Origin of the sequence: Streptomyces sp. NPDC052109, from assembly GCF_040680195.1 — a bacterium.
GTDB lineage: Bacteria > Actinomycetota > Actinomycetes > Streptomycetales > Streptomycetaceae > Streptomyces.
Genome location: NZ_JBFAWF010000002.1, coordinates 602,822 through 628,953 on the forward strand (window position 1 = coordinate 602,822; position 26,132 = coordinate 628,953).

General features: G+C 71.1%; 25 protein-coding genes. 13 read left to right on the forward strand and 12 right to left on the reverse strand.

Annotated elements, in window-relative coordinates; all coding sequences use genetic code 11:
- Positions 1 to 142 precede the first annotated feature (142 nt).
- Complete coding sequence (locus tag AB0L59_RS08445) at positions 143 to 2,080, reverse strand: AfsR/SARP family transcriptional regulator (RefSeq protein WP_365580820.1); 1,938 nt, start codon at positions 2,078 to 2,080, stop codon at positions 143 to 145.
- Positions 2,081 to 2,191: 111 nt separating this feature from the next.
- On the opposite strand from AB0L59_RS08445, the gene AB0L59_RS08450 reads away from it, so the two are divergent.
- Positions 2,192 to 3,070 carry an alpha/beta hydrolase gene (locus AB0L59_RS08450; RefSeq protein ID WP_365580822.1) on the forward strand — a complete coding sequence of 293 codons (879 nt, stop codon included), beginning with the start codon at positions 2,192 to 2,194 and terminating at the stop codon, positions 3,068 to 3,070.
- Between the two features lie 451 nt (positions 3,071 to 3,521).
- Here the strand turns inward: AB0L59_RS08450 and AB0L59_RS08455 are convergent, their stop codons facing one another.
- The 5 genes from AB0L59_RS08455 to AB0L59_RS08475 form a co-directional block, all read right to left on the reverse strand.
- The gene (locus tag AB0L59_RS08455; RefSeq protein WP_365580825.1) at positions 3,522 to 4,931 is read right to left on the reverse strand and encodes a HAMP domain-containing sensor histidine kinase; all 1,410 of its coding nucleotides are present in this window, start codon (positions 4,929 to 4,931) and stop codon (positions 3,522 to 3,524) included.
- The gene (locus AB0L59_RS08460) at positions 4,932 to 5,666 is read right to left on the reverse strand and encodes a response regulator transcription factor (RefSeq protein ID WP_365580828.1); all 735 of its coding nucleotides are present in this window, start codon (positions 5,664 to 5,666) and stop codon (positions 4,932 to 4,934) included.
- 117 nt (positions 5,667 to 5,783) lie between these two features.
- Positions 5,784 to 6,380 (reverse strand): FMN reductase, encoded by a 597-nt coding sequence (locus AB0L59_RS08465; RefSeq protein WP_365580831.1) that lies wholly within the window; start codon positions 6,378 to 6,380, stop codon positions 5,784 to 5,786.
- A complete protein-coding gene (locus AB0L59_RS08470; RefSeq protein ID WP_365580833.1) occupies positions 6,377 to 7,465 on the reverse strand; it encodes an LLM class flavin-dependent oxidoreductase in 1,089 nt (362 codons plus the stop codon). Before AB0L59_RS08470 ends, AB0L59_RS08465 begins: the two co-directional genes overlap by 4 nt.
- Before the next feature lie 137 nt (positions 7,466 to 7,602).
- Positions 7,603 to 8,493 (reverse strand): NADP-dependent oxidoreductase, encoded by an 891-nt coding sequence (locus AB0L59_RS08475; protein ID WP_365580836.1) that lies wholly within the window; start codon positions 8,491 to 8,493, stop codon positions 7,603 to 7,605.
- Between the two features lie 135 nt (positions 8,494 to 8,628).
- Between AB0L59_RS08475 and AB0L59_RS08480 the strand changes: the two genes are divergently transcribed.
- Positions 8,629 to 9,033 (forward strand): helix-turn-helix domain-containing protein, encoded by a 405-nt coding sequence (locus tag AB0L59_RS08480; protein WP_365580839.1) that lies wholly within the window; start codon positions 8,629 to 8,631, stop codon positions 9,031 to 9,033.
- A gap of 11 nt (positions 9,034 to 9,044) precedes the next feature.
- Here AB0L59_RS08480 and AB0L59_RS08485 read toward each other — a convergent pair whose 3' ends face one another.
- The gene (locus tag AB0L59_RS08485) at positions 9,045 to 9,509 is read right to left on the reverse strand and encodes a hypothetical protein (RefSeq protein ID WP_365580974.1); all 465 of its coding nucleotides are present in this window, start codon (positions 9,507 to 9,509) and stop codon (positions 9,045 to 9,047) included.
- A gap of 108 nt (positions 9,510 to 9,617) precedes the next feature.
- On the opposite strand from AB0L59_RS08485, the gene AB0L59_RS08490 reads away from it, so the two are divergent.
- From AB0L59_RS08490 to AB0L59_RS08500, 3 genes are read left to right on the forward strand one after another with little or no spacing between them, the layout of a single operon-like run.
- Positions 9,618 to 9,956 carry a YnfA family protein gene (locus AB0L59_RS08490; protein ID WP_365580841.1) on the forward strand — a complete coding sequence of 113 codons (339 nt, stop codon included), beginning with the start codon at positions 9,618 to 9,620 and terminating at the stop codon, positions 9,954 to 9,956.
- A 52-nt stretch (positions 9,957 to 10,008) separates the two neighbouring features.
- Complete coding sequence (locus AB0L59_RS08495; protein WP_365580844.1) at positions 10,009 to 10,770, forward strand: SDR family NAD(P)-dependent oxidoreductase; 762 nt, start codon at positions 10,009 to 10,011, stop codon at positions 10,768 to 10,770.
- A complete protein-coding gene (locus AB0L59_RS08500; RefSeq protein WP_365580846.1) occupies positions 10,770 to 10,925 on the forward strand; it encodes a hypothetical protein in 156 nt (51 codons plus the stop codon). Before AB0L59_RS08495 ends, AB0L59_RS08500 begins: the two co-directional genes overlap by 1 nt.
- 7 nt (positions 10,926 to 10,932) lie before the next feature.
- Here the strand turns inward: AB0L59_RS08500 and AB0L59_RS08505 are convergent, their stop codons facing one another.
- A complete protein-coding gene (locus AB0L59_RS08505; protein ID WP_365580849.1) occupies positions 10,933 to 12,126 on the reverse strand; it encodes an RtcB family protein in 1,194 nt (397 codons plus the stop codon).
- Between the two features lie 222 nt (positions 12,127 to 12,348).
- Between AB0L59_RS08505 and AB0L59_RS08510 the strand changes: the two genes are divergently transcribed.
- The 3 genes from AB0L59_RS08510 (at position 12,349) to AB0L59_RS08520 (ending at position 15,587) form a co-directional block, all read left to right on the forward strand.
- A complete protein-coding gene (locus tag AB0L59_RS08510; protein WP_365580851.1) occupies positions 12,349 to 13,206 on the forward strand; it encodes a DUF3558 domain-containing protein in 858 nt (285 codons plus the stop codon).
- 122 nt (positions 13,207 to 13,328) lie between these two features.
- On the forward strand, positions 13,329 to 14,234 hold the full coding sequence (locus tag AB0L59_RS08515; protein WP_365580854.1) for a DUF3558 family protein: 906 nt from the start codon (positions 13,329 to 13,331) through the stop codon (positions 14,232 to 14,234).
- A gap of 120 nt (positions 14,235 to 14,354) precedes the next feature.
- Positions 14,355 to 15,587 carry a DUF2637 domain-containing protein gene (locus tag AB0L59_RS08520; RefSeq protein ID WP_365580857.1) on the forward strand — a complete coding sequence of 411 codons (1,233 nt, stop codon included), beginning with the start codon at positions 14,355 to 14,357 and terminating at the stop codon, positions 15,585 to 15,587.
- Positions 15,588 to 15,679: 92 nt separating this feature from the next.
- Here the strand turns inward: AB0L59_RS08520 and lysS are convergent, their stop codons facing one another.
- Positions 15,680 to 17,419 carry a lysine--tRNA ligase gene (gene lysS, locus AB0L59_RS08525; RefSeq protein ID WP_365580859.1) on the reverse strand — a complete coding sequence of 580 codons (1,740 nt, stop codon included), beginning with the start codon at positions 17,417 to 17,419 and terminating at the stop codon, positions 15,680 to 15,682.
- A 149-nt stretch (positions 17,420 to 17,568) separates the two neighbouring features.
- On the opposite strand from lysS, the gene argS reads away from it, so the two are divergent.
- Positions 17,569 to 19,335, forward strand: a complete 1,767-nt coding sequence (argS, locus tag AB0L59_RS08530; RefSeq protein WP_365580862.1) for an arginine--tRNA ligase — start codon at positions 17,569 to 17,571, stop codon at positions 19,333 to 19,335.
- Positions 19,336 to 19,382: 47 nt separating this feature from the next.
- Here argS and AB0L59_RS08535 read toward each other — a convergent pair whose 3' ends face one another.
- Positions 19,383 to 20,354, reverse strand: a complete 972-nt coding sequence (locus tag AB0L59_RS08535; RefSeq protein WP_365580864.1) for a YafY family protein — start codon at positions 20,352 to 20,354, stop codon at positions 19,383 to 19,385.
- A gap of 74 nt (positions 20,355 to 20,428) precedes the next feature.
- Between AB0L59_RS08535 and AB0L59_RS08540 the strand changes: the two genes are divergently transcribed.
- Together AB0L59_RS08540 and AB0L59_RS08545 are read left to right on the forward strand one after the other, a co-directional pair.
- Positions 20,429 to 20,815 carry a VOC family protein gene (locus tag AB0L59_RS08540; protein WP_365580867.1) on the forward strand — a complete coding sequence of 129 codons (387 nt, stop codon included), beginning with the start codon at positions 20,429 to 20,431 and terminating at the stop codon, positions 20,813 to 20,815.
- A 98-nt stretch (positions 20,816 to 20,913) separates the two neighbouring features.
- A complete protein-coding gene (locus tag AB0L59_RS08545) occupies positions 20,914 to 21,573 on the forward strand; it encodes a zinc ribbon domain-containing protein (RefSeq protein WP_365580869.1) in 660 nt (219 codons plus the stop codon).
- A 61-nt stretch (positions 21,574 to 21,634) separates the two neighbouring features.
- Here AB0L59_RS08545 and AB0L59_RS08550 read toward each other — a convergent pair whose 3' ends face one another.
- On the reverse strand, positions 21,635 to 22,828 hold the full coding sequence (locus AB0L59_RS08550) for a hypothetical protein (RefSeq protein WP_365580872.1): 1,194 nt from the start codon (positions 22,826 to 22,828) through the stop codon (positions 21,635 to 21,637).
- A gap of 141 nt (positions 22,829 to 22,969) precedes the next feature.
- On the opposite strand from AB0L59_RS08550, the gene AB0L59_RS08555 reads away from it, so the two are divergent.
- Positions 22,970 to 23,791 carry a DUF4253 domain-containing protein gene (locus AB0L59_RS08555; protein WP_365580874.1) on the forward strand — a complete coding sequence of 274 codons (822 nt, stop codon included), beginning with the start codon at positions 22,970 to 22,972 and terminating at the stop codon, positions 23,789 to 23,791.
- A gap of 91 nt (positions 23,792 to 23,882) precedes the next feature.
- On the opposite strand, the gene hemB is transcribed toward AB0L59_RS08555, so the two are convergent.
- A complete protein-coding gene (gene hemB / locus AB0L59_RS08560) occupies positions 23,883 to 24,875 on the reverse strand; it encodes a porphobilinogen synthase (RefSeq protein WP_365580877.1) in 993 nt (330 codons plus the stop codon).
- 228 nt (positions 24,876 to 25,103) lie between these two features.
- Between hemB and AB0L59_RS08565 the strand changes: the two genes are divergently transcribed.
- Positions 25,104 to 26,096 carry a phospholipase D-like domain-containing protein gene (locus AB0L59_RS08565; RefSeq protein ID WP_365580880.1) on the forward strand — a complete coding sequence of 331 codons (993 nt, stop codon included), beginning with the start codon at positions 25,104 to 25,106 and terminating at the stop codon, positions 26,094 to 26,096.
- The last annotated feature ends 36 nt before the right edge of the window (positions 26,097 to 26,132 follow it).

The following is a 26,132-nucleotide window of genomic DNA, read 5'->3' on the forward strand; positions in this document are numbered from 1 at the left end:
TTCGAGAGGGTTCTGCGAACGACGGCCTGCGGCTTCATCACCAAGCGGTTGCCGACGGCCCGCTGGGCCCCTCGGCGCAGTTGACAGCAGACCACCGGGGCTGTCGCCCACCGCGGCGCCCTGCGCGAACGCTTGCGGCCGCTCACCCCGCTCCGACGCATGCCTCCGCCTCCGCCAGGTACCGTGCCACCGGGCCCAGGGTCAGCATGCCGCTGGCAGCGCCGGCGTGTTCTGTACAGGCATCACGCAGAGCAGCCTCGGCGTCTGCGGCGATTTTGCGCTCGCCGAGGCGTACGGCGGCGCGGGCGGTCAGGCACCACATGGCCTCCTGCATGTGGTCACGCGGCGGTTCGGGCACCGCGGCGAGCGCGGAACGGGCCTCCTCGCCCCGGTCCTGGGCGAGGAGCACGAGGGGTCGCGCCCAGGGTCGGTACGGGCCCCAGTCGAGGTGCGGGTCAGTGGGCGCGGGCCGGTCGTGCAGCAGGCGCAGTCCCAGGAGGGCGAGCGGGAACAGGCCGCGGTGCAGCCCCGCCATTCCGGCCGTCTGGAGGGCTTCCTCGGCAGCGCGGTAGTGCGCTGCGACCTCGGCCGCTGCCGGCCCGCCGGGTTCGGTGCTGCGGGCGGCCATGGCCCGGGCCCTGAACCACGCGGTGAGGACGGAGACGAGGGGCGCTTCGGTGGTGGCGGCGAGCTGGTCGGCTGCATGGGCGTGCGAGGTGGCGGCGTCGAGGTCGCCGAGGGCCGAGGCGGATTGCAGCCGGACGAATCGGCCGAGGACGGCGAAGTTCGGCAGCTCGTGCCGGTCGGCCAGGTCGAGGATCTCGGCGCCGGTCCTGTCCCGTACTGCCGCCAGTCCGGGGCGGGTGAAGGACTGAAGGAACACCCCGTTGAGGGCGAAGGCCAGCAGAGCGGGATCGGGCAGGTCCCGTGCCAGCTCCTCGGCCTGACGCGCCGCCTGCTGCGCACGCTTCAGCTCGGTCGCGGACAGATCGGCGCTGCGGCTCTCGACTGCGACCGTGGCCAGGAGGCGGGCGCGTAGGTCGGCGGGGGCGTCGGGGGCGAGTGCGGTGAGCGTGCGCTCGGCAGCCGCGACGACGGCGCGGGACTGCTCCGGGTCGTCGGCCCGGCTCCAGATGGCGGGCACGTCGTAGGCGCCGATGATCCGGGCGGTCAGGGTGAGGTCTCCCGTGCGTTCCGCCGCCTGGATGGCGGCGAGGCGGTCGCACCGCGAGCGGACGAGGGCGTCGCCGCCCGCCAGCGCGAGGGTACGGGCCAGGTCCACCGTGGTGCGCGGGCCGAGCCGGGTACCGGGGCCGGTCCACGCGGTGCTTGCTCCTTCGAGGGGTGTGGCCCCGTTGAGGATGTCCGTCTCCAGGCGCTGGAGGCCGGCACCGGGGTCGAGTCCGAGCTGGTCGACGAGCATCGTGCGGGCGTGGCGGAGAGCGGCAAGCGCGTCGGCCTGGCGGCCCGCGCGGTGGAGCGCGCGGGCAAGCAGCTCCCAGGCCGGCTCGCGCCACGGGTGTTCGGCGGCATGGGCGCCCAGTTCGGCGACGAGATCAGCCCCTGCCCCGGAGCCGAGGAGGATGCCGGCGCGCAGTTCCACCCCCTCCAACCTCAATTCCTCCAGCCGGGTCCGCTCGCGCTGCGCCCATGCGGAGCCGGTCACATCGGCGTAGGCGGGGCCGCGCCAGGCCGCGAGTGCCGCGCCGAGGTCGGTCACCGCGTCGGCGTTGCGCCGGGCTCGGGCCAGGGTGTCCTGGAACCGATGGACATCCACGTCCTCGCGTGGCAGACGCAGCGCGTAGCCGGGACCTTCGGTGACGATGACGCGCGGCGGGTTGCGGGGCGGCCGGTCGGGTTCGAGAGCGCGGCGCAGCGCGGCGACGAACGTACGCAAAGCGCCCACGGCGCGGGCAGGCGGATCGGTCCACAGGTCATCGACAAGGGTGTCGGTGGTGACCATCCGCCCCTCGGCGGCGACGAGCCGGGCGAGTACCTCACGATGGCGGGGTCCCCCCAGGTCAACCGGGCTGCCGTCGTCGCCGAGGGCCCGCACCGCACCGAGCACGTCGATTCGCATGCCCCCATCCTCCGTGCCGGGGGCCGGCCGCGCCCAACCGTACTGATCGGCTGCTGATCGACGTCGTCCACGCTGATCCAGTCACATCCCCGACCGCAAGGACGGTCCCTCATGACGCTCACCCTTCCCGGCTTCGATCACATCCGCCTGCCGGGTGCGGACGGTGTGGAACTGGCTGCGGCTGTCGGCGGCAGCGGCAGCCCGGTCGTGCTGTTGCACGGCTTTCCCCAGACCCACCTGATGTGGCGACACGTCGCCGAGCGGCTCGCCGACGAGCACACGGTGATCTGCCCTGACCTGCGGGGCTACGGCGCCAGCGACAAGCCGGCGGCCACCGCCCCCGATGTGTACGCCAAGCGCACCATGGCCGCCGACGTCCTGTCCCTGGCGGCGGCGCTCGGCCACGAGCGGTTTGCCCTCGTCGGCCACGACCGGGGCGCCCTGGTCGCCTTCCGGGCGGGGTTGGACCACCCTGAGACCATCACGCACCTGGGCATCCTCGACATCGTGCCGACGCTCGACATGTGGAACGTCCTGCACGGCGTCTCGGCGGCGGTCGCCTACCACCTCTTCCTGATGGCACAGCCGCCGGGCCTGCCGGAGGCGATGATCGCAGGCAGCGCGGACGCGTTCTTCGGCTCGTTCCTCGACGCCTGGGCCAACGACCCGACCGCCATGCCCGAGGACGTGCGTGCCGAATACCTCCGCGCGAGCGCCGCGGCAGTGACGTCGATCGTCGCGGACTACCGGGCCTCGGCGGACATCGACGTCGTGCACGACCAGGCGGACCTGGACGCCGGGTCGCAGCTGGCCATGCCCGTGACGGTCGTCCAGCGGGACTGGGGCGCGCAGCTGGGCTACGACGCCGCCGGGGTGTGGAAGGCGTGGGCGGCGGACCTGGACCACCGGCTGACCCGAGCGGGGCACTTCATGGCCGAGGAGGCACCCAACGAGATCGCGGCGGCGATCCAGGACCTGCTGGCCCGCTGAGCCTTTTGTCGTCGGCTCGTCGGCTGGGCCACGGTCGGTCGGCGAGCGCCGGGTTTTCGGCGATCAGCGTCCTCTTCACGCGGCGAGAGGGGCCTGCAGCAAGGTCGACCTGAAGAAGATCGCCACGGTCTGGCCGGGCGGGCGCCGGGGAGCCGAGGGGAACGGCCTCCTGCTCGGCGGTCGCGTCCAGCCACCCCACCCCGGGGCCGTCCCGCGCCGCTGCGCCGTCTCCATCCACGGAAACGGCGGCCCTGCGCACACCAGCCCCGGCACCCCGCGCACCACCGCGTCGATCAACCCGGCCCGCCCGAAGGGCCGGTACGTAGGGCCGGCCTCGGCGAGCACGTCCCGCAGGAGGGCAGTACGTGGTGCGTGTCCCCGGCCACGGCGATCCGGCGCGACCCAGGCCAGAGACGCCCCTCGCCCACCCCGCACCCGCGCTCGGTGGCCCTCACCCGCCCACGGTGAAACCGATCACCGCTCCCCCGCCCTCGCGCCGGAAGGCGAACGGTGCTCCGCCGTGGGCCATGGCGACCTCGCGGACGATGGACAGGCCGAGACCCGATCCCGGCAGGGACCGCGCGTCCGCCGCCCGGTAGAAGCGGTCGAAGATGCGGATGAGGTCGCCCTCGGCGATGCCCGGCCCCCGGTCCAGCACCTCCACCCGCACGGTCCCCGACCGCGCCGGCCCGGTGATGTTGACCTCGATCGGCGCCTTCCCGGCCCGGTCGAACTTGGCCGCGTTCTCCACCAGGTTGGACATGGCCCGCTGCAGCATCCCGGGCCGCCCGTCGGTCACGGTGTCACCGCTGGTGCGCAGCACGATCTCCCGTCCGGTACGGCGTTTGGCCAGCCCCACGACCTCCTCGGCGATGTCGGCGAGGTCCACCCGCTGCGGCGGCTCGGTGTCGGACTGCCCGGCGGCGAGGTCGACCAGCTCGTTGACCAGGTCGGTCAGCTCCCGCGCCTCCTGGCCGAGGTCGGCGACGAGTTCGTCCCGGGTGGCGGGGGGCAGCTCGTCGATGCGGCGGAGGAGGGAGATGTTGGTGCGCAGGGACGTCAGCGGGGTGCGCAGTTCGTGGCCCGCGTCCTGGACCAGGCGCCGCTGGTCCTCCTCGGACTGGGCGAGCCGGCCGAGCATCCGGTCGAAGGCGCGGCCGAGGCGCCCCACCTCGTCCAGCCCGGCCACCGGCACCTCGATGCCCAGCTGCCGGGTGCGGGCCACGTCCTCGGCGGCGGAGGTGAGGACGACCAGGCGCCGGGTGATCCGCCGGGCCAGCCACCAGCCGAACAGGCCGGCCGCCACCACGACCGCCGCCATCAGGATCAGCGTGCGCTGCTGCAGCGTCCGCAGCAGGTCCTCGGTGTCGCTGAACTCCTGCGCCACCTGGACGGCGCCCCGCCCGTCGCCGAGCGAGACGGTGGCGATACGGAACAGGTCCCCTTCCACCGGTACGTCCTTGTGCTCGACGACCTTCCCGGCCGTCGTCGCGAGCGCCATGGCCTTGTCCCGGGAGGTGACCGGCAGACTCGGGTTGCCGTGGTCCACGATCTGGCCCTGCGCGCCCAGCACCTGCACGTCGGTGCGGGCGGGCCGGACCAGGTCGTGCCCGGGGCGGGAGGAGGAGAAGTCCTCCGGGACCATCTCGTGCTGTCGCACCTCGTCCCGGACGTCCTGCACGACCTGCGTGAACACCGACTGCTGGTCGACGCGGACCAGCCGGGCGGCGCTGCCGTAGGACAGGATGCCGACGAGGATGGTGACGGCGGCGGTGACCGCCGCGAAGGAGACGGCGAAGGTGGTGCGCAGGGAGACCAGCTTGGGCCGGCCGGGGGCCAGCAGCCGCCGCAGGCGGCCCACCTAGTCCTCCCGGAGCACGTAACCCACGCCCCGCACCGTGTGGATCAGCTGCGGGGCGCCGGGCTCGTCGAGCTTGCGGCGCAGGTAGCCGACGTACACGGCGAGGTTCTTGGAGCCGGGGCCGAAGTCGTAGCCCCAGATCCGGTCGTAGATCGTGGAGTGGTCGAGCACGATGCCCGCGTTGCGGACCAGCAGTTCCAGCAGCTCGAACTCGGTGCGGGTCAGCTCCAGCTCCCGCTTGCCGCGCCAGGCCCGGCGGGCCTGGAGGTCCATGCGGATGCCGGCGGCCTCCACCTGCCGGTCGGAGATCTGCGGCTCGCGGCCGCCGTTGTCCACGCCGCCCCCGCCACCGCTGCCGGCGGGCACCGGGCTGGTACGGCGGAGCAGGGCCCGCAGCCGCGCGAAGACCTCCTCGACGTCGAACGGCTTGACCACGTAGTCGTCCGCGCCTGCGTCCAGGCCGGCGATGCGGTCGGCGGTCTCCACGAGGGCGGTCAGCATGAGGATCGGCGTGCGGTCGCCCTCGGCGCGCAGCACCCGGCAGACCTGGAGGCCGTCGATCCCCGGCATCATCACATCGAGCAGGAGGACGTCCGGCGGCGTCTTGTGGGCCTGAGCCAGCGCCTCGACGCCGTCGGCCACCGCCGTCACCTCGTACCCTTCCAGGGTCAGGGCACGCTCCAGGGCATGACGGATGGCACGATCGTCTTCAGCGAGCAGCACAGTCTGGGGCACGCACCCAGTCTGCCAAGGCCTCCGGTGGTTCGGACGGGACGAGCGGACCTACGATCACCCTTTTTACCGGCCTCTCACCGTCACACGGGCAACCCGGGTGGCCGCCCTACCGTCTTCTCACCTTGCCTGCGCGCCGAGCCGGGCGAGCTGCTCCTCGAACGGTACGACCAGGGGCTCGGCCTCCCGTTGCGGCGCGGCCGCCCACAGCCCCGCCATCAGACCGGCCAGCTCCCCCGCCGCCCGCTCGATCCGCCCGGGCAGCCCTTCCTCGCCCCAGTCCTCCGAAGCGGCGTACACGCCCGTCGGCACGACCACGGCCCGCAGATAGGCGAACAGCGGCCGCAGCGCGTGCTCCAGCACCAGCGAGTGCCGGGACGTGCCCCCGGTGGCGGCGATCAGCACCGGCTTGCCCACCAGCGCTTCCTTGTCCAGCACGTCGAAGAACGACTTGAACAGCCCGCTGTACGACGCGCTGAACACCGGCGTGACCACGATCAGCCCGTCGGCCCCCGCCACCGCGTCCTGCGCGGCGGCGAGCGCCTTCCCGGCGAACCCGTTGGTGAGGTTGTGCGCGATCTCGACGGCGAGGTCCCGCAGCTCGACCACCTCCACGTCCACCTCGGCCTGCCGCGCCACGGCGGTGGCGAGCCGGTCGGCCAGCAGCCGGGTGGAGGACGGGACGCTCAGTCCCGCGGACACGACGACGAGCTTCATGCGGCCTTCTCCTTCTGTGCGGCGGCGAGCAGGGACTGGTGGGTCGGCGCCTCCGGCACGTTCGCCGGGCGGCCGTTCGCGAACTCCTTGCGCAGCACGGGCACGACCTCCTCGCCGAGCATGTCGATCTGCTCCAGTACGGTCTTCAGCGGCAGTCCCGCGTGGTCCATCAGGAACAGCTGGCGCTGGTAGTCGCCCGCGTACTCGCGGAAGGACAGCGTCTTCTCGATCACCTGCTGCGGGGAGCCCACGGTCAGCGGGGTCTGCTCGGTGAACTCCTCCAGCGAGGGCCCGTGGCCGTAGACCGGGGCGTTGTCGAAGTACGGGCGGAACTCGCGCACCGCGTCCTGCGAGTTCCTCCGCATGAACACCTGGCCGCCCAGGCCGACGATCGCCTGCTCCGGCGCGCCGTGCCCGTAGTGCGCGAACCGCTTCCGGTAGAACTCGACCATCCGCTTGGTGTGGTCGGCCGGCCAGAAGATGTTGTTGTGGAAGAAGCCGTCGCCGTAGTACGCCGCCTGCTCGGCGATCTCCGGGGAGCGGATGGAGCCGTGCCAGACGAACGGCGGTACGCCGTCCAGCGGGCGCGGGGTGGAGGTGAAGCCCTGCAGCGGGGTGCGGAACTTCCCCTCCCAGTCGACGACGTCCTCGCGCCACAGCCGGCGCAGCAGGGCGTAGTTCTCGATGGCGAGGTTGATGCCCTGCCGGATGTCCTGGCCGAACCAGGGGTAGACCGGCCCGGTGTTGCCGCGGCCCATCATCAGATCGACGCGCCCGTCGGCCAGGTGCTGGAGCATCGCGAAGTCCTCCGCGATCTTCACCGGGTCGTTGGTGGTGATCAGGGTGGTGGACGTGGAGAGGATCAGGTTCTCCGTCCGGGCCGCCACATGGCCGAGCATCGTGGTCGGGGACGACGGCACGAACGGCGGATTGTGGTGCTCGCCGGTGGCGAAGACGTCCAGGCCGACCTCCTCGGCCTTCAGCGCGATGGCGACCATGGCCTTGATGCGCTCCGCCTCGGTCGGCGTACGCCCCGTGGTGGGGTCCCGCGTGACGTCGCCGACCGTGAAGATCCCGAACTGCATGGTCGCTCACCCTTCAAGTGGTTGACGGTTCAACTATACCTCTCGAAACCGTCCCCCTGGCCGGGTTATTCCGGGCCCCCTTCCGGGGGCGCGTTCCGGGCGCCCCGGGGCGCACGGTGCGGGTGGGCGTGCGGCCCTCAGGGCACCAGCACCAGCCGCCCCCGCGTCCCGCCCTCCGCGAGCCGAGCATGCGCCTTCGCCGCCTCCGCCAGGGCGAACGCCTCCGCCACCCGCAGCGTCAGCACCCCCTCGTCCACCAGCCGGACCAGCTCCGCGAGCTGCGCCCCGTCGGCCCGCACCCACACGTTCTCCGCGCGCACCCCCCGCTCCGCCTCGGGCAGCACCCCGTCACGGACCGCCACGAACGCACCCCCGTCCCGCACCCACTCCAGCGCGGGCGCCCCCAGCACGGCGGCGTCCAGCACCCCGTCCACACTCCGCGGCCCGACCCCGTCCACCGTGAAGTGCGCGGCTCCCAGCGAGCGCACCAGCTCCTCGTCGCCCGCCCGGGCGTGGCCGGTCACCTCGATCCCCCGGTGCGCGGCCAGTTGCACCGCGAACCCGCCGACCGCACCCGCCGCACCGGTCACCAGCAGCCTCTCGCCCGGCGCGAGCCCCAGCAGATCCAGGGCCTGCAGCGCGGTCAGCCCGTTCAGCGGCAGGGTGCCCGCGTGAGCCGCGTCCACGGACGCGGGCGCCTTCGCCACCGCGCCGGCGTCCACCACGACGTACTCGGCGTGCGCACCCAGCGGGTCCGCCACACCCGGCACCAGCGCCACCACCGGATCCCCGGCCTCCCAGGCGGCGGGCGCGCCCACCGCGTCCACGGTGCCGGCCACGTCCCAGCCGAGCCCCAGGGTCTTGCCGGCCCCGCCGAAGACGCCGGCGCGCACCGCCGCGTCCACCGGGTTCAGCGCACCCGCGGCCACCTTGATCCGCACCTGCCGCGCACCCGGCTCGGGCACCGGCACCTCCGCGATCTCCACGCACTCCGGCCCGCCGAACGTCCGCACCACAGCAGCACGCATGACAACTCTCCCCCAGCACAAGGCGGTTGATGATTCCCGCGGCACCTTCCGGCCGCGACACCAACCGTAGGAGAGCTACTATCGAATGGTAAGTAGTTACCTGAGAGTGCGTAGCAGACTCCAAGGAGAGGGCCCATGGCGACCATGACCGCCGACCAGCGCCGCGCACAGGCCCGCGCCGAGTACGACGCCTTCCTGCGCGAGTGCCCCACCAACCAGCTCCTCGGCCGGCTCAGCGACAAGTGGGTCAGCCTCGTCGTCGCCGCCCTGGCCGCCGGCCCCCGGCGCTACAGCGACCTCGCCCGCAAGATCGCCGGGGTCAGCCCCAAGATGCTCACCCAGACGCTGCGCACCCTCGAACGGGACGGCATCGTCAGCCGCACCGTCACCCCCTCCGTCCCGGTCCGCGTCGACTACGCGCTCACCCCGCTCGGCTCCGGCCTCGCCGGACTGCTGACCGCCGTGAAGGCATGGGCGGAGACCCACTTCGAGGAGGTACGCGAGGCCCGCGAGCGCTACGACGCCCAGAACCCCGGCTGAGCAGCGGCACCTCAGAACGCGTACGCGTCCCCGGTGTCCAGGACCAGCACCTTCAGCTGATCGTTCGAGTGGTCCTTGTCCGTCGTGCCGCCGCCCCACACCGTCTCGATCTGCAGGGTGACCTCCGACGGCCTGTCCCTGAGCCGCACCGGCACGTCCAGCTGCTCGCCCACCGCGTTCGCCGTCAGCGCGCCCGTCCCGCACACCACGGTCCGCTCGTCCTCCCGGGCACACCGCGCCGGCCACTGCTGCTCCTCCGCCAGCGCCGCCGACCAGCGCAACCGCACGGTCCCGTCCGCCACGGCGGCCGGACCGTTGTTGCGCGGGGTCAGCTTCACCTCCACCCGGTCGCCGTTCATCACCGCCGTCCCGTGGAAGGCCAGGTCAGCCTCGGCCCCGAGGGCCGGAACGGCCACGGCGGCCCCCGGCAGCCAGGCCACACCGGACAAGGCCCCGGCCACCACCCACGTCCACATCCGCACGCCGCTCACCTGACTCCACGCTCGCGATCCGACTGGCACACCGATGTATGCCACGCAGACCACGAGGAAAGGCGCCCTCCAACAGGTGACAGGCTTCTGCCCATGTCGATCCTCCGCTCCGCCGCCCTGTTCGTGGTCGCCGCCGTCTTCGAGATCGGCGGCGCCTGGCTGATCTGGCAGGGCGTGCGCGAACACCGGGGCTGGTTGTGGATGACCGGTGGAGTCCTGGCCCTCGGCGCCTACGGCTTCGTCGCCACCTTCCAGCCGGACGCCCACTTCGGCCGCATCCTGGCCGCGTACGGCGGGATCTTCGTGGCGGGCTCACTGCTGTGGGGCGCGGTCGCCGACGGCTACCGCCCCGACCGCTACGACATCACGGGCGCGCTGATCTGCCTCGCCGGGATGGCCGTGATCATGTGGGCGCCGAGGAACGGCGGCTGAGCCTCACTTAGGCTGGACGAAGACCATCGCCACCGGCCCAGAGGAGCTATCCATGGCCCCCGCCTCCCGCATCGCCGTCGTCACGGGTGCGAGCAGCGGCATCGGCGCCGCCACGGCCCGGCAGCTCGCGGAGGCCGGCTACCGCGTCGTCCTCACCGCCCGCCGCAAGGACCGTATCGAGGCCCTCGCGGACGAGCTGACCAGGGCGGGCCACTCGGCGATGGCCTACCAGCTGGACGTCACCGACCGCGCCGCGGTCGACGAGTTCGCGACGGCCTTCCAGACGATCGGCGTCCTGGTCAACAACGCGGGCGGCGCCCTCGGCGCGGACCCGGTGGCGACCGGCGACCCGGCGGACTGGCGCACGATGTACGAGACGAACGTCATCGGCACCCTGAACCTCACCCAGGCCCTGCTGCCGAAACTGGTGGCCGGCGGCGACGGCGTGGTCGTCGTGGTCTCCTCCACGGCCGGTCACGGCACCTACGAGGGCGGCGGGGGCTATGTGGCCGCCAAGCACGGCGCGCACGTCCTCGCCGAGACCCTCCGCCTGGAGATCGTCGGCCAGCCGGTCCGCGTCATCGAGATCGCGCCCGGCATGGTCAAGACCGACGAGTTCGCCCTGACCCGCTTCGGCGGCGACGAGACGAAGGCGGCCAAGGTCTACGAGGGCGTGGCCGAGCCCCTCACGGCGGAGGACGTCGCCGAGACGATCACCTGGGCGGTCACCCGCCCCAGCCACGTCAACGTCGACCTCCTGATCCTCCGCCCCCGCGCCCAGGCCTCCAACACCAAGGTCCACCGGGAGCGTTGATGCGGGAGGACAGTCCCCTCGAATCCCTCGAGAAACGCCGACTGGCCCAGGAGACCAGGGACGAACGCAGGGTCTGGTACTTCCTGGGCTACTTCCTCTTCGGCATCCACCTCGTGGCGTTCGTGATGATCTACGCGGTACGGCACGGCCACTGACGGCAGGTCAGCCCTTCACGCACACGACCTGCCTCAGCTTGGCCACGACCTCCACCAAGTCCCGCTGCTGGTCGATGACCTGGTCGATCGACTTGTAGGCGCCCGGGATCTCGTCCACGACGCCGGAGTCCTTACGGCACTCCACGCCCCGGGTCTGCTCCTCCAGGTCCTTCGTCGAGAAGCGCTTCTTGGCGGCATTACGGCTCATCCGCCGGCCCGCGCCGTGGGAGGCCGAGTTGAAGGCCTTCTCGTTGCCGAGACCCTTCACGATGTACGACCCCGTACCCATGGAACCGGGGATGATCCCGTAGTCGCCGGAGCCGGCCCGGATCGCTCCCTTGCGGGTGACGAGCAGGTCCATGCCGTCGTACCGCTCCTCCGCCACGTAGTTGTGGTGGCAGGAGATCTCCGGCTCGAAGGTCGGCTTGGCCTTCTTGAACTCCTTGCGGATGACGTCCTTCAGCAGCGCCGTCATCAGTGTGCGGTTGTACCTGGCGTACTCCTGCGCCCAGAACAGGTCGTTGCGGTAGGCCGCCATCTGCGGGGTGTCGGAGACGAAGACCGCCAGGTCACGGTCGACCAGGCCCTGGTTGTGCGGGAGCTTCTGGGCCACACCGATGTGATGCTCGGCGAGTTCCTTGCCGATGTTCCGGGAACCGGAGTGGAGCATGAGCCACACCGCATCGGACGTGTCCACACAAACCTCGACAAAGTGGTTTCCGCTGCCGAGGGTTCCCATCTGCTTCGAGGCCCGGTCCTGACGGAACCTCACCGCCTCCGCGACCCCGTCGAACCTCCCCCAGAACTCCCCCCACCCGGCCGTGGCCAGCCCGTGGAAGTCCCCTGGCTCCACGGGGTCCTCATGCATCCCCCGCCCCACCGGAATCGCCTGCTCGATCTTCGACCGCAGCCGCGACAGGTCCCCCGGCAGGTCGTTGGCCGTCAGCGACGTCTTGACGGCGGACATCCCACACCCGATGTCCACCCCCACCGCCGCCGGGCACACCGCGCCCTGCATGGCGATGACGGAACCGACCGTCGCGCCCTTGCCGTAGTGCACGTCCGGCATCACGGCCAGGCCCTTGATCCACGGCAGGGTCGCCACGTTCTGGAGCTGACGCAGGGCCACGTCCTCGACCGTCGCGGGGTCGGTCCACATCCGGATCGGGACCTTCGCGCCCGGCATCTCGCTGTACGACATACGTTCCTCATTCCCCCGAAAACGACAACAAAGGCTTACGCAAGCCTTATAAGCAACAAAGCGGAAAATCGGCGCCAGGGTCATTGAAAAGGGACAAGGGACCGGCGGCCACGGCAGTGCGTGCGATACACATTGTCTCCAGGGGACGCCCCGCTGCGGCAAGCGAATAACCAGCGGGGACACTGGAGCACCAAGCGAGCGCACACCGGAAGGAGCCCGACCGTGCAGCGGAAGGCGTACGTAACCGGCACCGCCGCCCTCCTCGCGGCGCTGCTGGCCGGCTGCACGAGCGGCTCGGGCGGTGACAGCCCGACGGACAACGCCAATCCGGGCGACGCCGGCACGACCACGGTCGCCGCCCAGCCGGGCAAGTACCGTACGCTGCCCGAACCCTGTGGCGCGGTCGGCCACGACACCCTGGACGGGATGCTGCCCGGCATCAAGCAGATCACCGACCCGGACCAGCGGGACAAGGCCTACCAGGGCGAGGCCGAACTCACCTACGACACCGATCGCAAGGTCGGCTGCCACTGGAAGGTGGAGTCCGCCGACGCCACCGACCGTCTCTCGGTCGACTTCGAGCGCGTGGTGTCGTACGACAACACCGTCAGCGACGACGACCAGGCGCAGACGCTGTTCGAGGGCAAGGAGTCGGCGGCGCACCTGCCGGAGCCGAGCGGGTCCTCGGCGGCGTCCGGGTCGCCGACGCCGACCGCCGCGCCCCCGTCGAGTGGCGCTCCCTCGTCCTCCGCGAACGGCGGCACCCCGGTCTCCGACGCTTCCTCCGCTTCCTCTTCCTCCGCTTCCTCCCCTTCCGGCTCCGCCTCCTCCACGGACGATCTGCAGCCGCGGGTGCTGTCGGGTCTCGGTGACGAGGCGTATATCGACGATCAGCTCGCCTCGTCCGGTTCGACCGCCGAGCAGCGCACGGTGACTGTGGTGTTCCGCACGTCCAACGTGGTCGTCACTCTCGAGTACGAGGAGCAGCCGACGGCCACCGGAACGGTCCCCGACAGCAAGGAAATGCAGGACAGGGCCCGTAATCTGGCCTCTCAACTGGCGGACAAGCTCGGCGGCTGAGGTCCGCCGAGGCCCGTCGTCCACCCGTTCGCGATGCACGCGAACGGAAACCGCACAGCTCCTTCACCGCGTACCGTGGCCCCGCAGGAACCCGCACGAACACCGAGCGTAGTGAAGGAACCATGCAGCGAGCAGCCCAGCGAGAAGACCGTGCCCAGCAGCAGACGCGTGGTAAGCGCCTGAGCCGTGTGCTTGTCTGCGCGGCAGCCGTTCCGGCGGTGCTGATCACCGCCGCCTGTTCGTCGGACTCGGGTGACTCCAAGGGCAAGGGTGCCGACAGCGGCACGCAGCAGTCCCAGAGCAGCAGCAACGCGCCCTCGGCGAGCGCGTCCCCGACCGTGCAGGCGGCTGCTTACAAGAAGCTTCCCGACGCGTGCGCGGCGCTGACGAAGAAGACCCTGGGCGATCTGGTGCCGAAGGGCGTGTCGTCCGCCAAGAAGGGCAGCTCCAACGACCCGTCGCGGGCCTCCTGCTCCTGGAGCAGCCTGGACAACAACGGCGTGAAGGGGTCGCAGTTCCGCTGGCTGAACGTCTCCCTGCTCCGTTTCGACTCGGACACCGCGCGCGGTTCCGGTGACACCCAGGCCCACACGTACTTCGCCCAGCAGGTCAAGGACGCCGAGTCGGTGGCCGGCGCGCAGAACACCAAGGAGACTCCGCTGTCCGGCACGGGCACGGAGGCGACGGCGGTGCGCTACGACCTGAAGAAGAAGGAAGGTCTGTTCAAGCAGCAGACGGTGGTCGCGCGGGTCGAGAACGCGGTGGTCACGCTGGACTACAACGGCGCCGGTCTCGCGGGTGAGAAGACCCCGGACGCCGACGATCTGACGAAGGCAGCGGAGCAGGCGCTCAAGGAGGCGGTCGCGTCGGTGTCCTCCGCCAACGGCGGCTCCTCGTCGTCCGGTTCCGCCTCGAGCGCCCCGGCGTCGCCGTCGCGGTCGGCGTCGAAGGCGTCGCCGTCCGAGTCGCCCGCCAAGTCGGCCTCTTCCAGCGCTTCTCCGTCCAAGTCGGCCACGAAGAAGAGCTGACCGAGGGGTCGGAAGACCCGACCGGTACCACGTTCGCCGTGTGCGTGTGCCACCCTGTTGCGCGCAACAACAGGCAATGGGAGGGGAGTACGAGTGGCCGCGCCACTGCAGCTGACTCGGATGCACCGCGTTCTCATCGGCGTGGTCGTGACCGGCGCCTTGATCATCGCCGGTATCGGTTTCGCCGGTTCCTACGCGGCCGTCCGCGCGTTGGCGATCAAGAAGGGCTTCGGGAACTTCTCGTACGTGTTCCCGGTGGGCATCGACGCGGGTATCTGTGTCCTGCTCGCTCTGGACCTCCTCCTGACCTGGATCCGCATCCCCTTCCCGCTGCTGCGCCAGACGGCGTGGCTGCTGACGGCGGCGACGATCGCCTTCAACGGCGCGGCCGCCTGGCCGGATCCGCTGGGTGTCGGTATGCACGCGGTGATCCCGGTGCTGTTCGTGGTCGCGGTGGAGGCGGCCCGGCACGCGATCGGCCGGATCGCCGACATCACGGCGGACAAGCACATGGAGGGGGTCCGGCTGACGCGCTGGCTCCTCTCCCCGATCCCCACGTTCCTGCTCTGGCGCCGTATGAAGTTGTGGGAGCTGCGTTCCTACGACCAGGTCATCAAGCTGGAGCAGGAACGTCTCGTCTATCAGGCGAGGCTGCGTTCCCGTTTCGGGCGGGCGTGGCGCCGCAAGGCTCCGGTGGAGTCCCTGATGCCGCTGCGGCTGGCCCGGTACGGCGTTCCGCTGGCCGAGACGGCCCCGGCGGGGCTGGCGGCGGCGGGCATAGAGCAGGTCCTGCTGCCTGCGGCGCCGCAGCAGCCGCAGCTCACGGCGAACGCCCCGGTTGCGGGCGGTCCTACGGCCGGGGCGGCACGAGTGGGCGCTCCCGCCGGCGAGCAGCGCCCGGCGGAGCCTGCCGTGGACGAGCAGAGCCCCTGGTTCCAGGCCCAGCAGCAGATCGAGTACCACGGCGGCTACGACCCCTCCTACGACCCGATGCTGCAAGAACCCCAGTACGCCCCCGAGGAGCAGTACGAGGGCTGGTACGAGGAACAGCAGCCGCAGGACTTCCAGCAGCCCTCTCCGGAGGACACCGGCAGCTTCCCCATCCCGGTGGGCCCGAACCGCACGCGCGAGCTGGGTGAGGGCGGCGGCACCCCGCAGCCGGATCCGACCGAGGACGACTACTACCAGGTCTTCCGTCAGTCGATCGACGGCAGCTATCCCACGCCCCGAGTACTGGGCGACAACATCCAGGCGACCTACGGGACGACGCTGAGTCCCAGCGCCCTGAAGACCCTCGTGGACCGCTTCCAGCAGCGCCATTCGGCGGAACTCGAAGAGGACCACATCGCGTAGGGGCAAAAAGAGCAGGGCAGGGAAAGCAGGACAGGAAAAGGGGCCCTCCGCCGAAGAGGGCCCCTTTTTCTTACGCGGTTTCCTACGGGCTCTTACTCGCCGAGCAGCTTGCGCACCCGGTCCTGCCCGACCGCGAGGAGCAGCGTGGGCAGCCGCGGTCCGGTGTCCCGCCCGACGAGCAGGTGGTACAGCAGGGCGAAGAAGGCACGCTGGGCCGTCTTGATCTCGGCCGGCAGCTCCTTCGGCGTGGCGTCGGCCGGGAAGCCGGCCTGCACCTTCGGCACGCCGTACACGAGGTGGGTCAGCCCGTCGAGCGACCAGTGCTCGGCGAGGCCGTCGAGCAGCAGCCGCACCGACTGCTGGGAGGCCTCGTCGAGGGACTTGAGCAGTTCGGCGTCGGGCTCGTCGCGCACGATGGTGCGCTGGTCGGCGGGCACGTGGGTGTTGATCCACGCCTCGGCCTTGTCGTAGCGCGGCCGTGCCTCGTCCAGGGACGCCAGCGGCTGGTCCGGGTCCAGCTCGGAGAGGATGCGCAGCGCCTGGTCCTCGTGGCCGGCGGTGATGTCGGCGACGGAGGCGAGGGTGCGGTAGGGCAGCGGACGCGGCGTCCTCGGCAGCTCGCCGGCGGCGGTGCCCACGGCCCGCGTGTGGGCGGCGACGTCGGCCGGGAGCGCGGAGCCGTCGGCGACCTTTCCGGCGAGCTTGTCCCACTCGTCGTAGAGCCGCTGGATCTCCTGGTCGAAGGCGATCTTGAAGGACTGGTTGGGCCTGCGGCGGGCGTAGAGCCAGCGCAGGATCTGCGGCTCCATGATCTTCAGCGCGTCGGCCGGGGTCGGAACCCCACCGCGCGAGGAGGACATCTTCGCCATGCCGGAGATGCCGACGAAGGCGTACATCGGCCCGATGGGCTGCTTGCCGCCGAAGATCCCGACGATCTGTCCGCCCACCTGGAAGGAGGAACCCGGCGAGGAGTGGTCGACACCGCTCGGCTCGAAGATCACACCCTCGTAGGCCCAGCGCATGGGCCAGTCGACCTTCCAGACCAGCTTGCCGCGGTTGAACTCGCCGAGCCTGACGGTCTCGGAGAAACCGCACTCGTTGCAGGTGTACGCCAGCTCGGTGCTGTCGTCGTCGTAGGAGGTGACGGTCGTCAGGTCCTTCTCGCAGTTGCCGCAGTACGGCTTGTACGGGAAGTAGCCGGCGGAACCGGACGAGCCGTCGTCCTCGCTCGCCGCACCCGAGCCCTCCTCGGCCTCCAGCTCGGCCTCGTCGACGGCCTTCTGCTGGGGCTTCTTCGGAGCCTGCTTCGTGCGGTACTGGGCGAGGATCGCGTCGATGTCCCCGCGGTGCTTCATGGCGTGCAGGATCTGCTCGCGGTAGACGCCGGAGGTGTACTGCGCGGTCTGGCTGATCCCGTCGAACTCCACGCCCAGCTCGGCCAGCGAGGCGATCATCGCGGCCTTGAAGTGCTCGGCCCAGTTCGCGTGCGACGACCCGCGCGGCGCCGGCACCGAGGTCAGCGGCTTGCCGATGTGCTCGGCCCAGGAGGCGTCGATGCCCTCGACGCCGGCCGGGACCTTGCGGTAGCGGTCGTAGTCGTCCCACGAGATCAGGTGCCGGACCTGGTACCCGCGGCGGCGGATCTCGTCGGCGACCAGGTGCGGGGTCATGACCTCGCGGAGGTTGCCCAGGTGAATGGGGCCGGAAGGGGAGAGCCCGGACGCGACGACGACCGGTTTGCCCGGGGCCCGGCGCTCCGATTCCTCGATGACCTCATCCGCGAAACGGGAGACCCAGTCGGTGGTCTCGGTGCTCTGAGCCACGATCGGCACGTCCTTCTTTCTGAACGGGGTGGCACTCCGTCTGATCGGGGTGACACTCCATTCTCACAGACCGGCTCGCGCCCGCGAAAACGGCTTTACCTGCCATGGGATACTGGCTGGGACTATCCATCCCCACGAGGAGAACGGCACCCATTCCTATGGCCTCGGTCACGTCCCTCAGCGACAACGTCCAGCAGCACCTCGCGTCCGCCCTCTCGGCCACCCTGCCGGAGGCCGCCGGCGCGGACCCGCTGCTGCGACGAAGCGACCGGGCCGACTTCCAGGCCAACGGCATCCTGGCGCTGGCCAAGAAGGCGAAGGCGAACCCGAGGGAGCTGGCGGCCCAGGTCGTCTCGCACGTGGTGACGGGCGACGAGCTCATCAAGTACGTCGAGGTCTCCGGCCCCGGCTTCCTGAACATCACGATCGCGGACAGGGCGATCACCGGGAACCTGGCCGCGCGGTACGCGGACGACACGGGCCGCCTCGGCGTGCCGACCGCCGCGCAGCCGGGCACGACGGTGATCGACTACGCGCAGCCGAACGTGGCCAAGGAGATGCACGTCGGCCACCTGCGCTCGGCGGTCATCGGCGACGCGGCGGTCCACCTCCTCGAATTCACCGGCGAGAACGTGATCCGCCGGCACCACATCGGCGACTGGGGCACGCAGTTCGGCATGCTCATCCAGTACCTGGACGAGCACCCGCACGAGCTCGACCACAAGGAATCCCAGGTCACTGGTGAAGAGGCGATGTCGAACCTGGACCGCCTCTACAAGGCCGCGCGGAAGAAATTCGACTCCGACGAGGAGTTCAAGACGCGTGCACGCCGCCGGGTGGTGGACCTCCAGGCCGGCGACCCGCGCACGCTCGCCATGTGGCAGAAGTTCGTGGACGAGTCGAAGATCTACTTCTTCTCCGTCTTCGAGAAGCTGGACATGGAGATCCGGGACCCCGACATCGTCGGCGAGTCCGGCTACAACGACATGCTGGCCGAGACGTGCCGCCTCCTGGAGGAGTCCGGCGTGGCGGTCCGCAGCGAGGGCGCCCTCTGCGTCTTCTTCGACGACGTCAAGGGCCCGGACGGCAACCCGGTCCCGCTGATCGTGCAGAAGTCGGACGGCGGCTACGGCTACGCGGCCACCGACCTCTCCGCGATCCGCGACCGCGTCTTCAACCTCAAGGCGAACACGCTCCTGTACGTGGTGGACGCCCGGCAGTCCCTGCACTTCAAGATGGTCTTCGAGACCGCCCGCCGGGCCGGCTGGCTGAACGAGGACGTCACGGCGACCCAGCTGGCCTTCGGCACGGTCCTCGGCAAGGACGGCAAGCCGTTCAAGACGCGTGAGGGCGAGACGGTCCGCCTGGTCGACCTCCTGGACGAGGCCATCGACCGGGCCTCGGCGGTCGTCCGCGAGAAGGCCCAGGACCTGTCCGAGGAGGAGATCGCCGAGCGGGGCACCCAGGTGGGCATCGGCGCGGTGAAGTACGCGGACCTGTCGACGTCGGCGAGCCGGGACTACAAGTTCGACCTGGACCAGATGGTGTCCCTGAACGGCGACACGTCCGTCTACCTCCAGTACGCTTACGCCCGTATCCAGTCCATCCTCCGCAAGGCCGGCGACACCCGCCCGGCCGCGCACCCGGAGCTGGAACTGGCCGACGTCGAGCGCGCGTTGGGCCTGCACGCGGACGCGTTCGCGGCGACGGTCGCGGAGGCGGCGGCGGAGTACGCCCCGCACAAGCTGGCGGCCTACCTCTACCAGCTGGCGTCCCTGTACACGTCCTTCTACGACAAGTGCCCGGTCCTGAAGGCCGAGACGCCGGCCCAGGTGGAGAACCGCCTCTTCCTGTGCGACGTGACCGCCCGCACCCTGCACAAGGGGATGGCCCTGCTGGGGATCAGGACGCCGGAGAAGCTCTGACGGACACCACTCGCGCAGACGGTCTTCGACGCCCTGGCGTCGGGCGTCTACACCTGACCCACCGCGTCGGCCGTCTGCGCGTCGAGGAGTTCCCGGGTGCGCCGTACCAGTGCCTCGCGTACCGACTCCGGCTCCAGGACCCGTAGCGGCGTTCCCAGGCCGAGGAGGTAGCGGGCGAGGCCGTCCGGGTCGGGGCCGCCGATGTCGATGACGGTGGCGTCGGGGCCGTCGGGGCGGTGGGTGCCGATCGCCGCGGGGACGACTCGCAGCGCCGCCGCCATCGGCAGGGGGAGCCGGATCGTCGCGGACAGGGGATAGGGACCGTTCGCGATGTTGCGGGAGACCAGGTGCGCCGGGTCCGGCGGGTCGGTGAGGTCCGCCCGCTGTCCGGTGGACTGGAGGCGGTCGACCCGGTCGGCACGGAAGGTGCGCCACTGCCCCCGCGTGACGTCCCGCGCGACGAAGAACCAGCGCCGGCCCGTGTGGACGAGACGGTACGGGTCGACGTCCCGGACCGTGCTCCTCCCCTCCGCATCCGTGTACGACAGCCGGGCCCGCTCGCCACGCCGGCAGGCGGCGGCCAGCTCCAGCAGCAGGCCCGGTCGGACCTGCGCCCCGTCGGTCCCCGGCAGGCGCACGAAGGCGTCGTCCAGCTCGCCGAGACGGTCCGCGATGTGCCGGGGCAGTACCTGCCGCAGCTTCAGCAGCGCCGACAGCGCCGCCTGGTCCCCGCCGAGCGCGTCGCTCAGCGCGGCCTCCCGCAACCCCACGGCCACGGCCAGCGCCTCCTCGTCGTCGAGGATCAGCGGCGGCAGCCGGGAGCCGGCGCGCAGACGGTAACCGCCCCAGGGGCCGGCCTCGGAGTCGACGGTGTAGCCGAGGTCCCTGAGCCTCGCCATGTCTCGGCGAACCGTGCGGTCCGTGACCTCCATGCGCTCGGCCAGTTCCGCGCAGGTCCAGGACGGGCGCGCGGACAGCAGGGACAGCAGCCGTATCAGGCGGGCGGAGGAGCTGAGCACGGCGGGAAGTCTGGCACAGAAGACCGACACGACCAGGACCGGAACTGTCCTGGTCGCGTTCTAGCCTCCTCTCCATGACCACGGAGACCTCATCCGCACCCGCGTTCCGTTTCGCCGCCGTCACCTTCGACTGCGCCGACCCCGCCGACATGGCCCGCTTCTACGGCGAGTTGCTCGGCATGTCCGTCCTGTTCGCCAACGACGACTTCGTCTTCCTCGGCAAGGAGGGATCGACCGGCCTCGGCTTCAACCGCCTCGCCGACTACCGCCCGCCCACCTGGCCGGACCCGCAGCAGGAGAAGCAGGCGCACATCGAGCTGGGCGTGGACGATCTGGACGCCGCCGAGAAGCGGCTGCTCGACCTGGGCGCGACCAGGCCCGAGTTCCAGCCGGGCGAGGACCGCTGGCGGGTCCTGCTCGACCCGGCGGGGCACCCGTTCTGCATCACGACCCTGGTCTGAGCCGTCTGCCCCGCGCGCCCCGCACAAGGGACCTCGATCGTTTCCGGCCACGGCTATACACTCCCCGGGGGGCAATTTCTCTGGGGGGAGCGGTCGCCATGGGCGCCGAGATCTACTTCAGCAACAACCACCGTGACCTGTGCGTCCAGCACGGCACGGGAGCCGGTTTCCAGTTCGAGTTCTCCTGCTCACGCTGCTGGGACACCTGGCGTTCGCCGTTCGAGCCGTTCCGGGCCGGGCAGATGGCCGGCTGGCTGTCCCGCGGTGTGAGCGCCGCCTGGTCGGTGATCGGCGGCGCCGGGCAGGGCGTGAGCAACGCGGCGGACGGCCTGGCCGGGGCGAGTTTCGGCACGCAGCGCGACGCGGCCTTCTCCCGCGCCATCGAGAACGCGCAGGGCCACTTCAACCGCTGCCCGCGCTGCACCCACTACGTCTGCGCCCGCTGCTGGAACCCGGGGCAGGGGCTGTGCCTGACCTGCTCCCCGGACACCGCGGCGGAGGCGCAGGCGGCACAGCAGCGAGGCCTGAACGACGGGGTCGCCCAGCGCGCCTACGACGCCGGCCGGCAGCAGGGCGCCGGCTACGACGTCGACGCGCCGCGCCGGCTCGTCTGCCCCGACTGCCGTACCGAGACCCGCGGCGGCGCCTTCTGCCACGGCTGCGGGCACCGGCTCGCGCAGACCACGAGCTGCGCCTCCTGTCACAGCGAACTCCCGGACGGGGCCGCCTTCTGCCCGTCCTGCGGCACGAGGCGCTGAGCCGGGGTCCGCCGCAGAAGGGGCAGCACGGGGTCTCGCAGGGGCGCGGAGCCCGGCCCCCTCACAGAACCGCGCCCCGCGGATCCGTCCCGCCGGCCGGGCTGCCCTCGCCTCTGCCCCGCAGCGACCGCTGGGCCGGCAGGGAGCGCCGGCCCCGGCCGCCGCGAGGCGCCCGCTGCGGCCAGAACAGGACGTACGCCGCCGAGCCGATGCAGAACGCCAGGCGGATGAGACCCCGGGTGGAGTCCGACGGGACCAGCAGGGCGCTGCCGTAGAGGGAGATCAGGGCGATCCAGCTGACCCAGGGGACGAGACGGCGCTGGCCGATCGAGTCCCATATCAACGTGCCCAGAAGAACGGAGGCGTTGTAGTACGTGTACACGCTGGGGTCGAGGAGGATGCGGGCGTCGGCGGCCAGGAAGACGACCGCCGGCCAGCGGTTCCGGCGTACGGCGAGCGCGCCGAGGGCGATGCCCAGGGCCATCTGGGTGGGGCGGTCCCACCAGGGTGTCGCGGGGTCGCCCACGCCGAACCAGCGCAGGGAGGACGCCGGCTGGTTGGGGATGGTGAAGCGGGCCGCGTGCAGCGTTTCCAGGTGGGTCAGGTAGAAGGGCAGCCAGGCCACCGCCACCAGGCCGAACGTCCAGGCCGACGCGCGCAGGCGGGTGGGACGGGGCAGGGCCAGCAACAACGGCAGGAAGCCCACCGCCCAGGGCTTGGAGTCGACCGCCAGGGCCAGGAACACGCCCACCGCCGTGGCTTGGCCTCGGACCAGTGCGCGCAGCGCGAGCGTGGTGAAGAACAGGGCGAGGACGTCGTCGAGGTGGGCGAAGCGGACCGAGACCTCGACCCACATGGGTATGAAGGCCGCCCCCGCGATCAGGACGCGTTGCTGGAGGCGTCTGTGGTTGAGGCCGGTGCCGCGGTTGTGGTCGGCGGCGGCGCGGCCGACCAGGACGAGCATGTACAGGCCGAGGCCGGACATGAACGCGTCGGCCAGTTTCTCGCCCACGTCGGCGGGGAACGGCGCGAAGAGTCCGGCGACCAGGAAGCTGACGGGGCCGATCTGCAGGTCGGGGTGGTTGGCGTAGAGGGCGAGGCCACCGCCGGAGGCCTGGCCGAAGAGCAGTTGCTCGCCCTGGCGCAGATAGTGCCAGGACACGGCCGCGTGGCGTTCGGCCACCACGAACCAGACGGCGGTCCACAGGGTGAGCAACACGATGTGCCACCGCACCGGGTAACGCCCGATCCGCACGTTCCTCCGTCCTTCCCGTCACACCCGTCGCCGGTCCCCATCCATCACAACACCACCCGGTAAGAGAGGCTGCGGGGGTCCTGGGTTCCTCGGGGAGGCCGGTCAACGGCGTTGTCAGTGGCGGCCTTTACAGTCACAGGCATGGCGACTCTTCCCAATCCGCTGCCCAGGCTGGCCACCGACCCCAGCGGCCGTTCCCTCGGGCTTCAGCTGCCGCCCGGCAGGCTGGTCGATCTGACCCACGACGGCCCCTGGCACGAACCCCTGCTCTGGTACGCGGAGAAACCGGCCGCGCCGGGCACGTGGAAGGCGCTGGGCGCACCGGCGGCCCGGGCCGGTCTGCTGCCGGTGCTCCTGGACGTCGGCGGCTCGGTGGCCGGCCTGGACGACTGGATGCTGGTGCCCGGCGAGACGTCGTACCCGGGCGATCACGACGCCGAAGACGTCCTCGCGGAGTACTGGGAGGAGGAGACGGAGGACGGTGAGATCGCCGAGGAGATCGAGCCGTTCGGGGGCGAGTGGCCCGGTCTCGCGCCCGCACCGGCCGCTCTCTCCGCCGACCCGGACACCCGCGCCGCCCAGGTCGCCGACGCGCTGGTCCACGATCCGGATTCGGAGGTCGAGCAGGCGCACCTCGCCCTGGTCCCGGCCCGCCGGTCCGCCGACATACCGGCGGCGATCGGCTGGAGCGGACCGGTGAACTACGAGGGTGACGTGGCCCGGATGTGCGGCGTGCTGCGCTCCTGGGAGGACCGCTTCGGGATCCGGGTCGTGGCCCTGGGACTGGACACCCTGGTGGTGTCCGTCGCGGCTCCGCCGGCCACGCAGGAGGACGCAGAGGCGGTGGCGGCGGAGCACTTCGCGTTCTGTCCGGACAACGTGCTGCAGGGCGAGCGGGACACCCTCCGCATGTACGCGAAGGACCTGGTCGGGGCACCCACCTGGGCCTTCTGGTGGGACTGACCCCCGCTGGAGCTCCCCGCAGGACATACGGCCCCCGGGCCGGCTCCGCTCCGAGCCGGCCCGGGGGCCGTGGCGTGTTCGCCCCCCCGGCTCAGCGCAGCTTCTGCGCCACCTCGCTCGCCCAGTAGGTGATGATGTTCCGCGCGCCGGCCCGCTTGATGCCGGTCAGGGTTTCGAAGATGGCCCGGTCGCGGTCGACCCAGCCCTTCTCGGCGGCCGCCTCGACCATCGCGTACTCGCCGGAGATCTGGTAGGCGGCGACCGGCACGTCCACGGCGTCCGCGACGCGGGCGAGGATGTCGAGGTACGGTCCGGCCGGCTTGACCATGACCATGTCCGCGCCCTCGGCGAGGTCCAGCTCCAGCTCCCGCAGGGACTCGCGCCAGTTGGCGGGGTCCTGCTGGTAGGTCTTGCGGTCGCCCTGCAGTGAGGAGGCGACGGCCTCGCGGAAGGGGCCGTAGAAGGCGGAGGAGTACTTGGCGGTGTAGGCGAGGATCGCCACGTCCTCGCGGCCGATCTGGTCGAGCGCGTCCCGGACGACGCCGATCTGGCCGTCCATCATCCCGCTCGGGCCGACCACGTGCGCGCCGGCGTCGGCCTGCACCTGGGCCATCTCGGCGTACCGCTCCAGGGTGGCGTCGTTGTCGACCCGGCCCTCGGCGTCCAGCACCCCGCAGTGGCCGTGGTCGGTGAACTCGTCCAGGCACAGGTCGGACATGACGAGCAGGTCATCGCCGACCTCGGCCCGCACGTCGCGCAGCGCCACCTGCAGAATGCCGTCCGGGTCCGTGCCCGCCGTCCCGAGGGCGTCCTTCTTCGCGTCCTCCGGGACGCCGAACAGCATGATCCCGGAGATCCCGGCCTCCACGGCCTCCACCGCGGCCTTCTTCAGGCTGTCGCGGCTGTGCTGGACGACACCTGGCATGGTGGTGATCGGCACGGGCTCGCTGACGCCCTCCCGGACGAACGCCGGAAGGATGAAGTCGGCGGGGTGCAGGCGCGTCTCCGCGACCATGCGGCGCATGACGGGCGAGGTCCGCAGCCGCCTGGGACGCGTACCGGGGAAGGATCCGTACTTCGTCATGCCTTCTACGCTACGCCCGCCGCACACCCCCCTTTGCCGACGCCCTGTCGGCCGGGCCACCGGCTCATAGGGAGCCCACAGAAAGCCCATTCACGGGCATAGCGGCGCCGTCATACGAAGTTTTTGCGCGCCCCTGGCGATCCCTGGGTCCGCCCGCCTCCCCAGCGTTCTACGCGCGTGGTGTCATGCACGCGCCACCCCCTCCCGTGCTCACCCCAGGAGTCACGCATGCTGCGGAAGGCCCTCACCCGCGCGGCCGTCGTCGTCGCCGCCGGCACCGCCGTCGCCGTCACCGCCGTACCCGCGAACGCCGCGAGCTACTCGGCGTTCGCCTTCTCCCAGACCGGCAGCCAGCCCACGATCTACGACTTCGTCAACTCGGCCACCAGCACGCTCGACATGACGATGTACGAGATGGAGGACACCACGGCCGTCAACGACCTGATAGCCCTGAAGAACAAGGGCGTCACGGTCCGGGTCATCCTCGACCGCCAGCACCAGAGCGCCGACAACTCGGCGTACACGTCCCTGAAGAACGCGGGCGTGGGCGTCGTCTGGTCCTCCTCGGCCTACGTCTACACGCACCAGAAGACGATCACGGTCGACGGCACCAAGTCCCTGGTCATGACGGGCAATCTGACGTCCCAGTACTACACGACCAGCCGCGACTACGGCGTCTTCACCGACGACACGCGCGATGTCGCCGCCATCGAGAAGGTCTTCAACGCCGACTACACGGCCACCTCGGTCACCCCCACCGACGGCGACCACCTGCTGTGGTCCCCCACCGACTCCCGCAACCGCCTGGTGTCGTTCGTCAACTCCGCGACCAAGACGCTGGACGTGGAGGAGCTGGAGTTCAGCGACAGCACGGTGGTCAACGCGATCGTCGCCCGCGCCAAGGCCGGTGTGAAGGTCCGCGTGGTCCTGGAGGACCCCTCCAGCTACTCCAGCGAGGTCTCCGCCATCAAGGCGGCCGGCGGCACGGTCGTCGGCTACTCCGACCCCAACGGCTTCTACATCCACGCCAAGGCGATGGTCGCCGACTACGGCCTGTCCACCCAGGAGGTCGAGGCCGGCTCCATGAACATCAGCAGCAACTCGCTCAGCAACAACCGGGAGCTGGGCATCATCCTGACCGGCACGGGCGTGGCCCAGCCGGTCGCCCAGACGATCGAGACGACGTTCAACAGCGACTACGCGGGCGGTACGGCGGCCTGACCGGCACGTGCGGCAGGCGGGCGGGCGTCATCTCGC

Excerpts from the sequence above, each read along its gene's own strand:
- AB0L59_RS08445 (WP_365580820.1), bottom strand. The coding sequence starts at position 2,080 with ATGCGAATCGACGTGCTCGGTGCGGTGCGGGCCCTCGGCGACGACGGC.
- AB0L59_RS08450 (WP_365580822.1), top strand. The coding sequence starts at position 2,192 with ATGACGCTCACCCTTCCCGGCTTCGATCACATCCGCCTGCCGGGTGCG.
- AB0L59_RS08465 (WP_365580831.1), bottom strand. The coding sequence starts at position 6,380 with ATGAAGCTCGTCGTCGTGTCCGCGGGACTGAGCGTCCCGTCCTCCACC.
- AB0L59_RS08470 (WP_365580833.1), bottom strand. The coding sequence starts at position 7,465 with ATGCAGTTCGGGATCTTCACGGTCGGCGACGTCACGCGGGACCCCACC.
- AB0L59_RS08475 (WP_365580836.1), bottom strand. The coding sequence starts at position 8,493 with ATGCGTGCTGCTGTGGTGCGGACGTTCGGCGGGCCGGAGTGCGTGGAG.
- AB0L59_RS08480 (WP_365580839.1), top strand. The coding sequence starts at position 8,629 with ATGGCGACCATGACCGCCGACCAGCGCCGCGCACAGGCCCGCGCCGAG.
- AB0L59_RS08485 (WP_365580974.1), bottom strand. The coding sequence starts at position 9,509 with ATGTGGACGTGGGTGGTGGCCGGGGCCTTGTCCGGTGTGGCCTGGCTG.
- AB0L59_RS08490 (WP_365580841.1), top strand. The coding sequence starts at position 9,618 with ATGTCGATCCTCCGCTCCGCCGCCCTGTTCGTGGTCGCCGCCGTCTTC.
- AB0L59_RS08495 (WP_365580844.1), top strand. The coding sequence starts at position 10,009 with ATGGCCCCCGCCTCCCGCATCGCCGTCGTCACGGGTGCGAGCAGCGGC.
- AB0L59_RS08500 (WP_365580846.1), top strand. The coding sequence starts at position 10,770 with ATGCGGGAGGACAGTCCCCTCGAATCCCTCGAGAAACGCCGACTGGCC.
- AB0L59_RS08505 (WP_365580849.1), bottom strand. The coding sequence starts at position 12,126 with ATGTCGTACAGCGAGATGCCGGGCGCGAAGGTCCCGATCCGGATGTGG.
- AB0L59_RS08515 (WP_365580854.1), top strand. The coding sequence starts at position 13,329 with ATGCAGCGAGCAGCCCAGCGAGAAGACCGTGCCCAGCAGCAGACGCGT.
- AB0L59_RS08520 (WP_365580857.1), top strand. The coding sequence starts at position 14,355 with ATGCACCGCGTTCTCATCGGCGTGGTCGTGACCGGCGCCTTGATCATC.
- argS (WP_365580862.1), top strand. The coding sequence starts at position 17,569 with ATGGCCTCGGTCACGTCCCTCAGCGACAACGTCCAGCAGCACCTCGCG.
- AB0L59_RS08540 (WP_365580867.1), top strand. The coding sequence starts at position 20,429 with ATGACCACGGAGACCTCATCCGCACCCGCGTTCCGTTTCGCCGCCGTC.
- AB0L59_RS08545 (WP_365580869.1), top strand. The coding sequence starts at position 20,914 with ATGGGCGCCGAGATCTACTTCAGCAACAACCACCGTGACCTGTGCGTC.
- AB0L59_RS08555 (WP_365580874.1), top strand. The coding sequence starts at position 22,970 with ATGGCGACTCTTCCCAATCCGCTGCCCAGGCTGGCCACCGACCCCAGC.
- hemB (WP_365580877.1), bottom strand. The coding sequence starts at position 24,875 with ATGACGAAGTACGGATCCTTCCCCGGTACGCGTCCCAGGCGGCTGCGG.
- AB0L59_RS08565 (WP_365580880.1), top strand. The coding sequence starts at position 25,104 with ATGCTGCGGAAGGCCCTCACCCGCGCGGCCGTCGTCGTCGCCGCCGGC.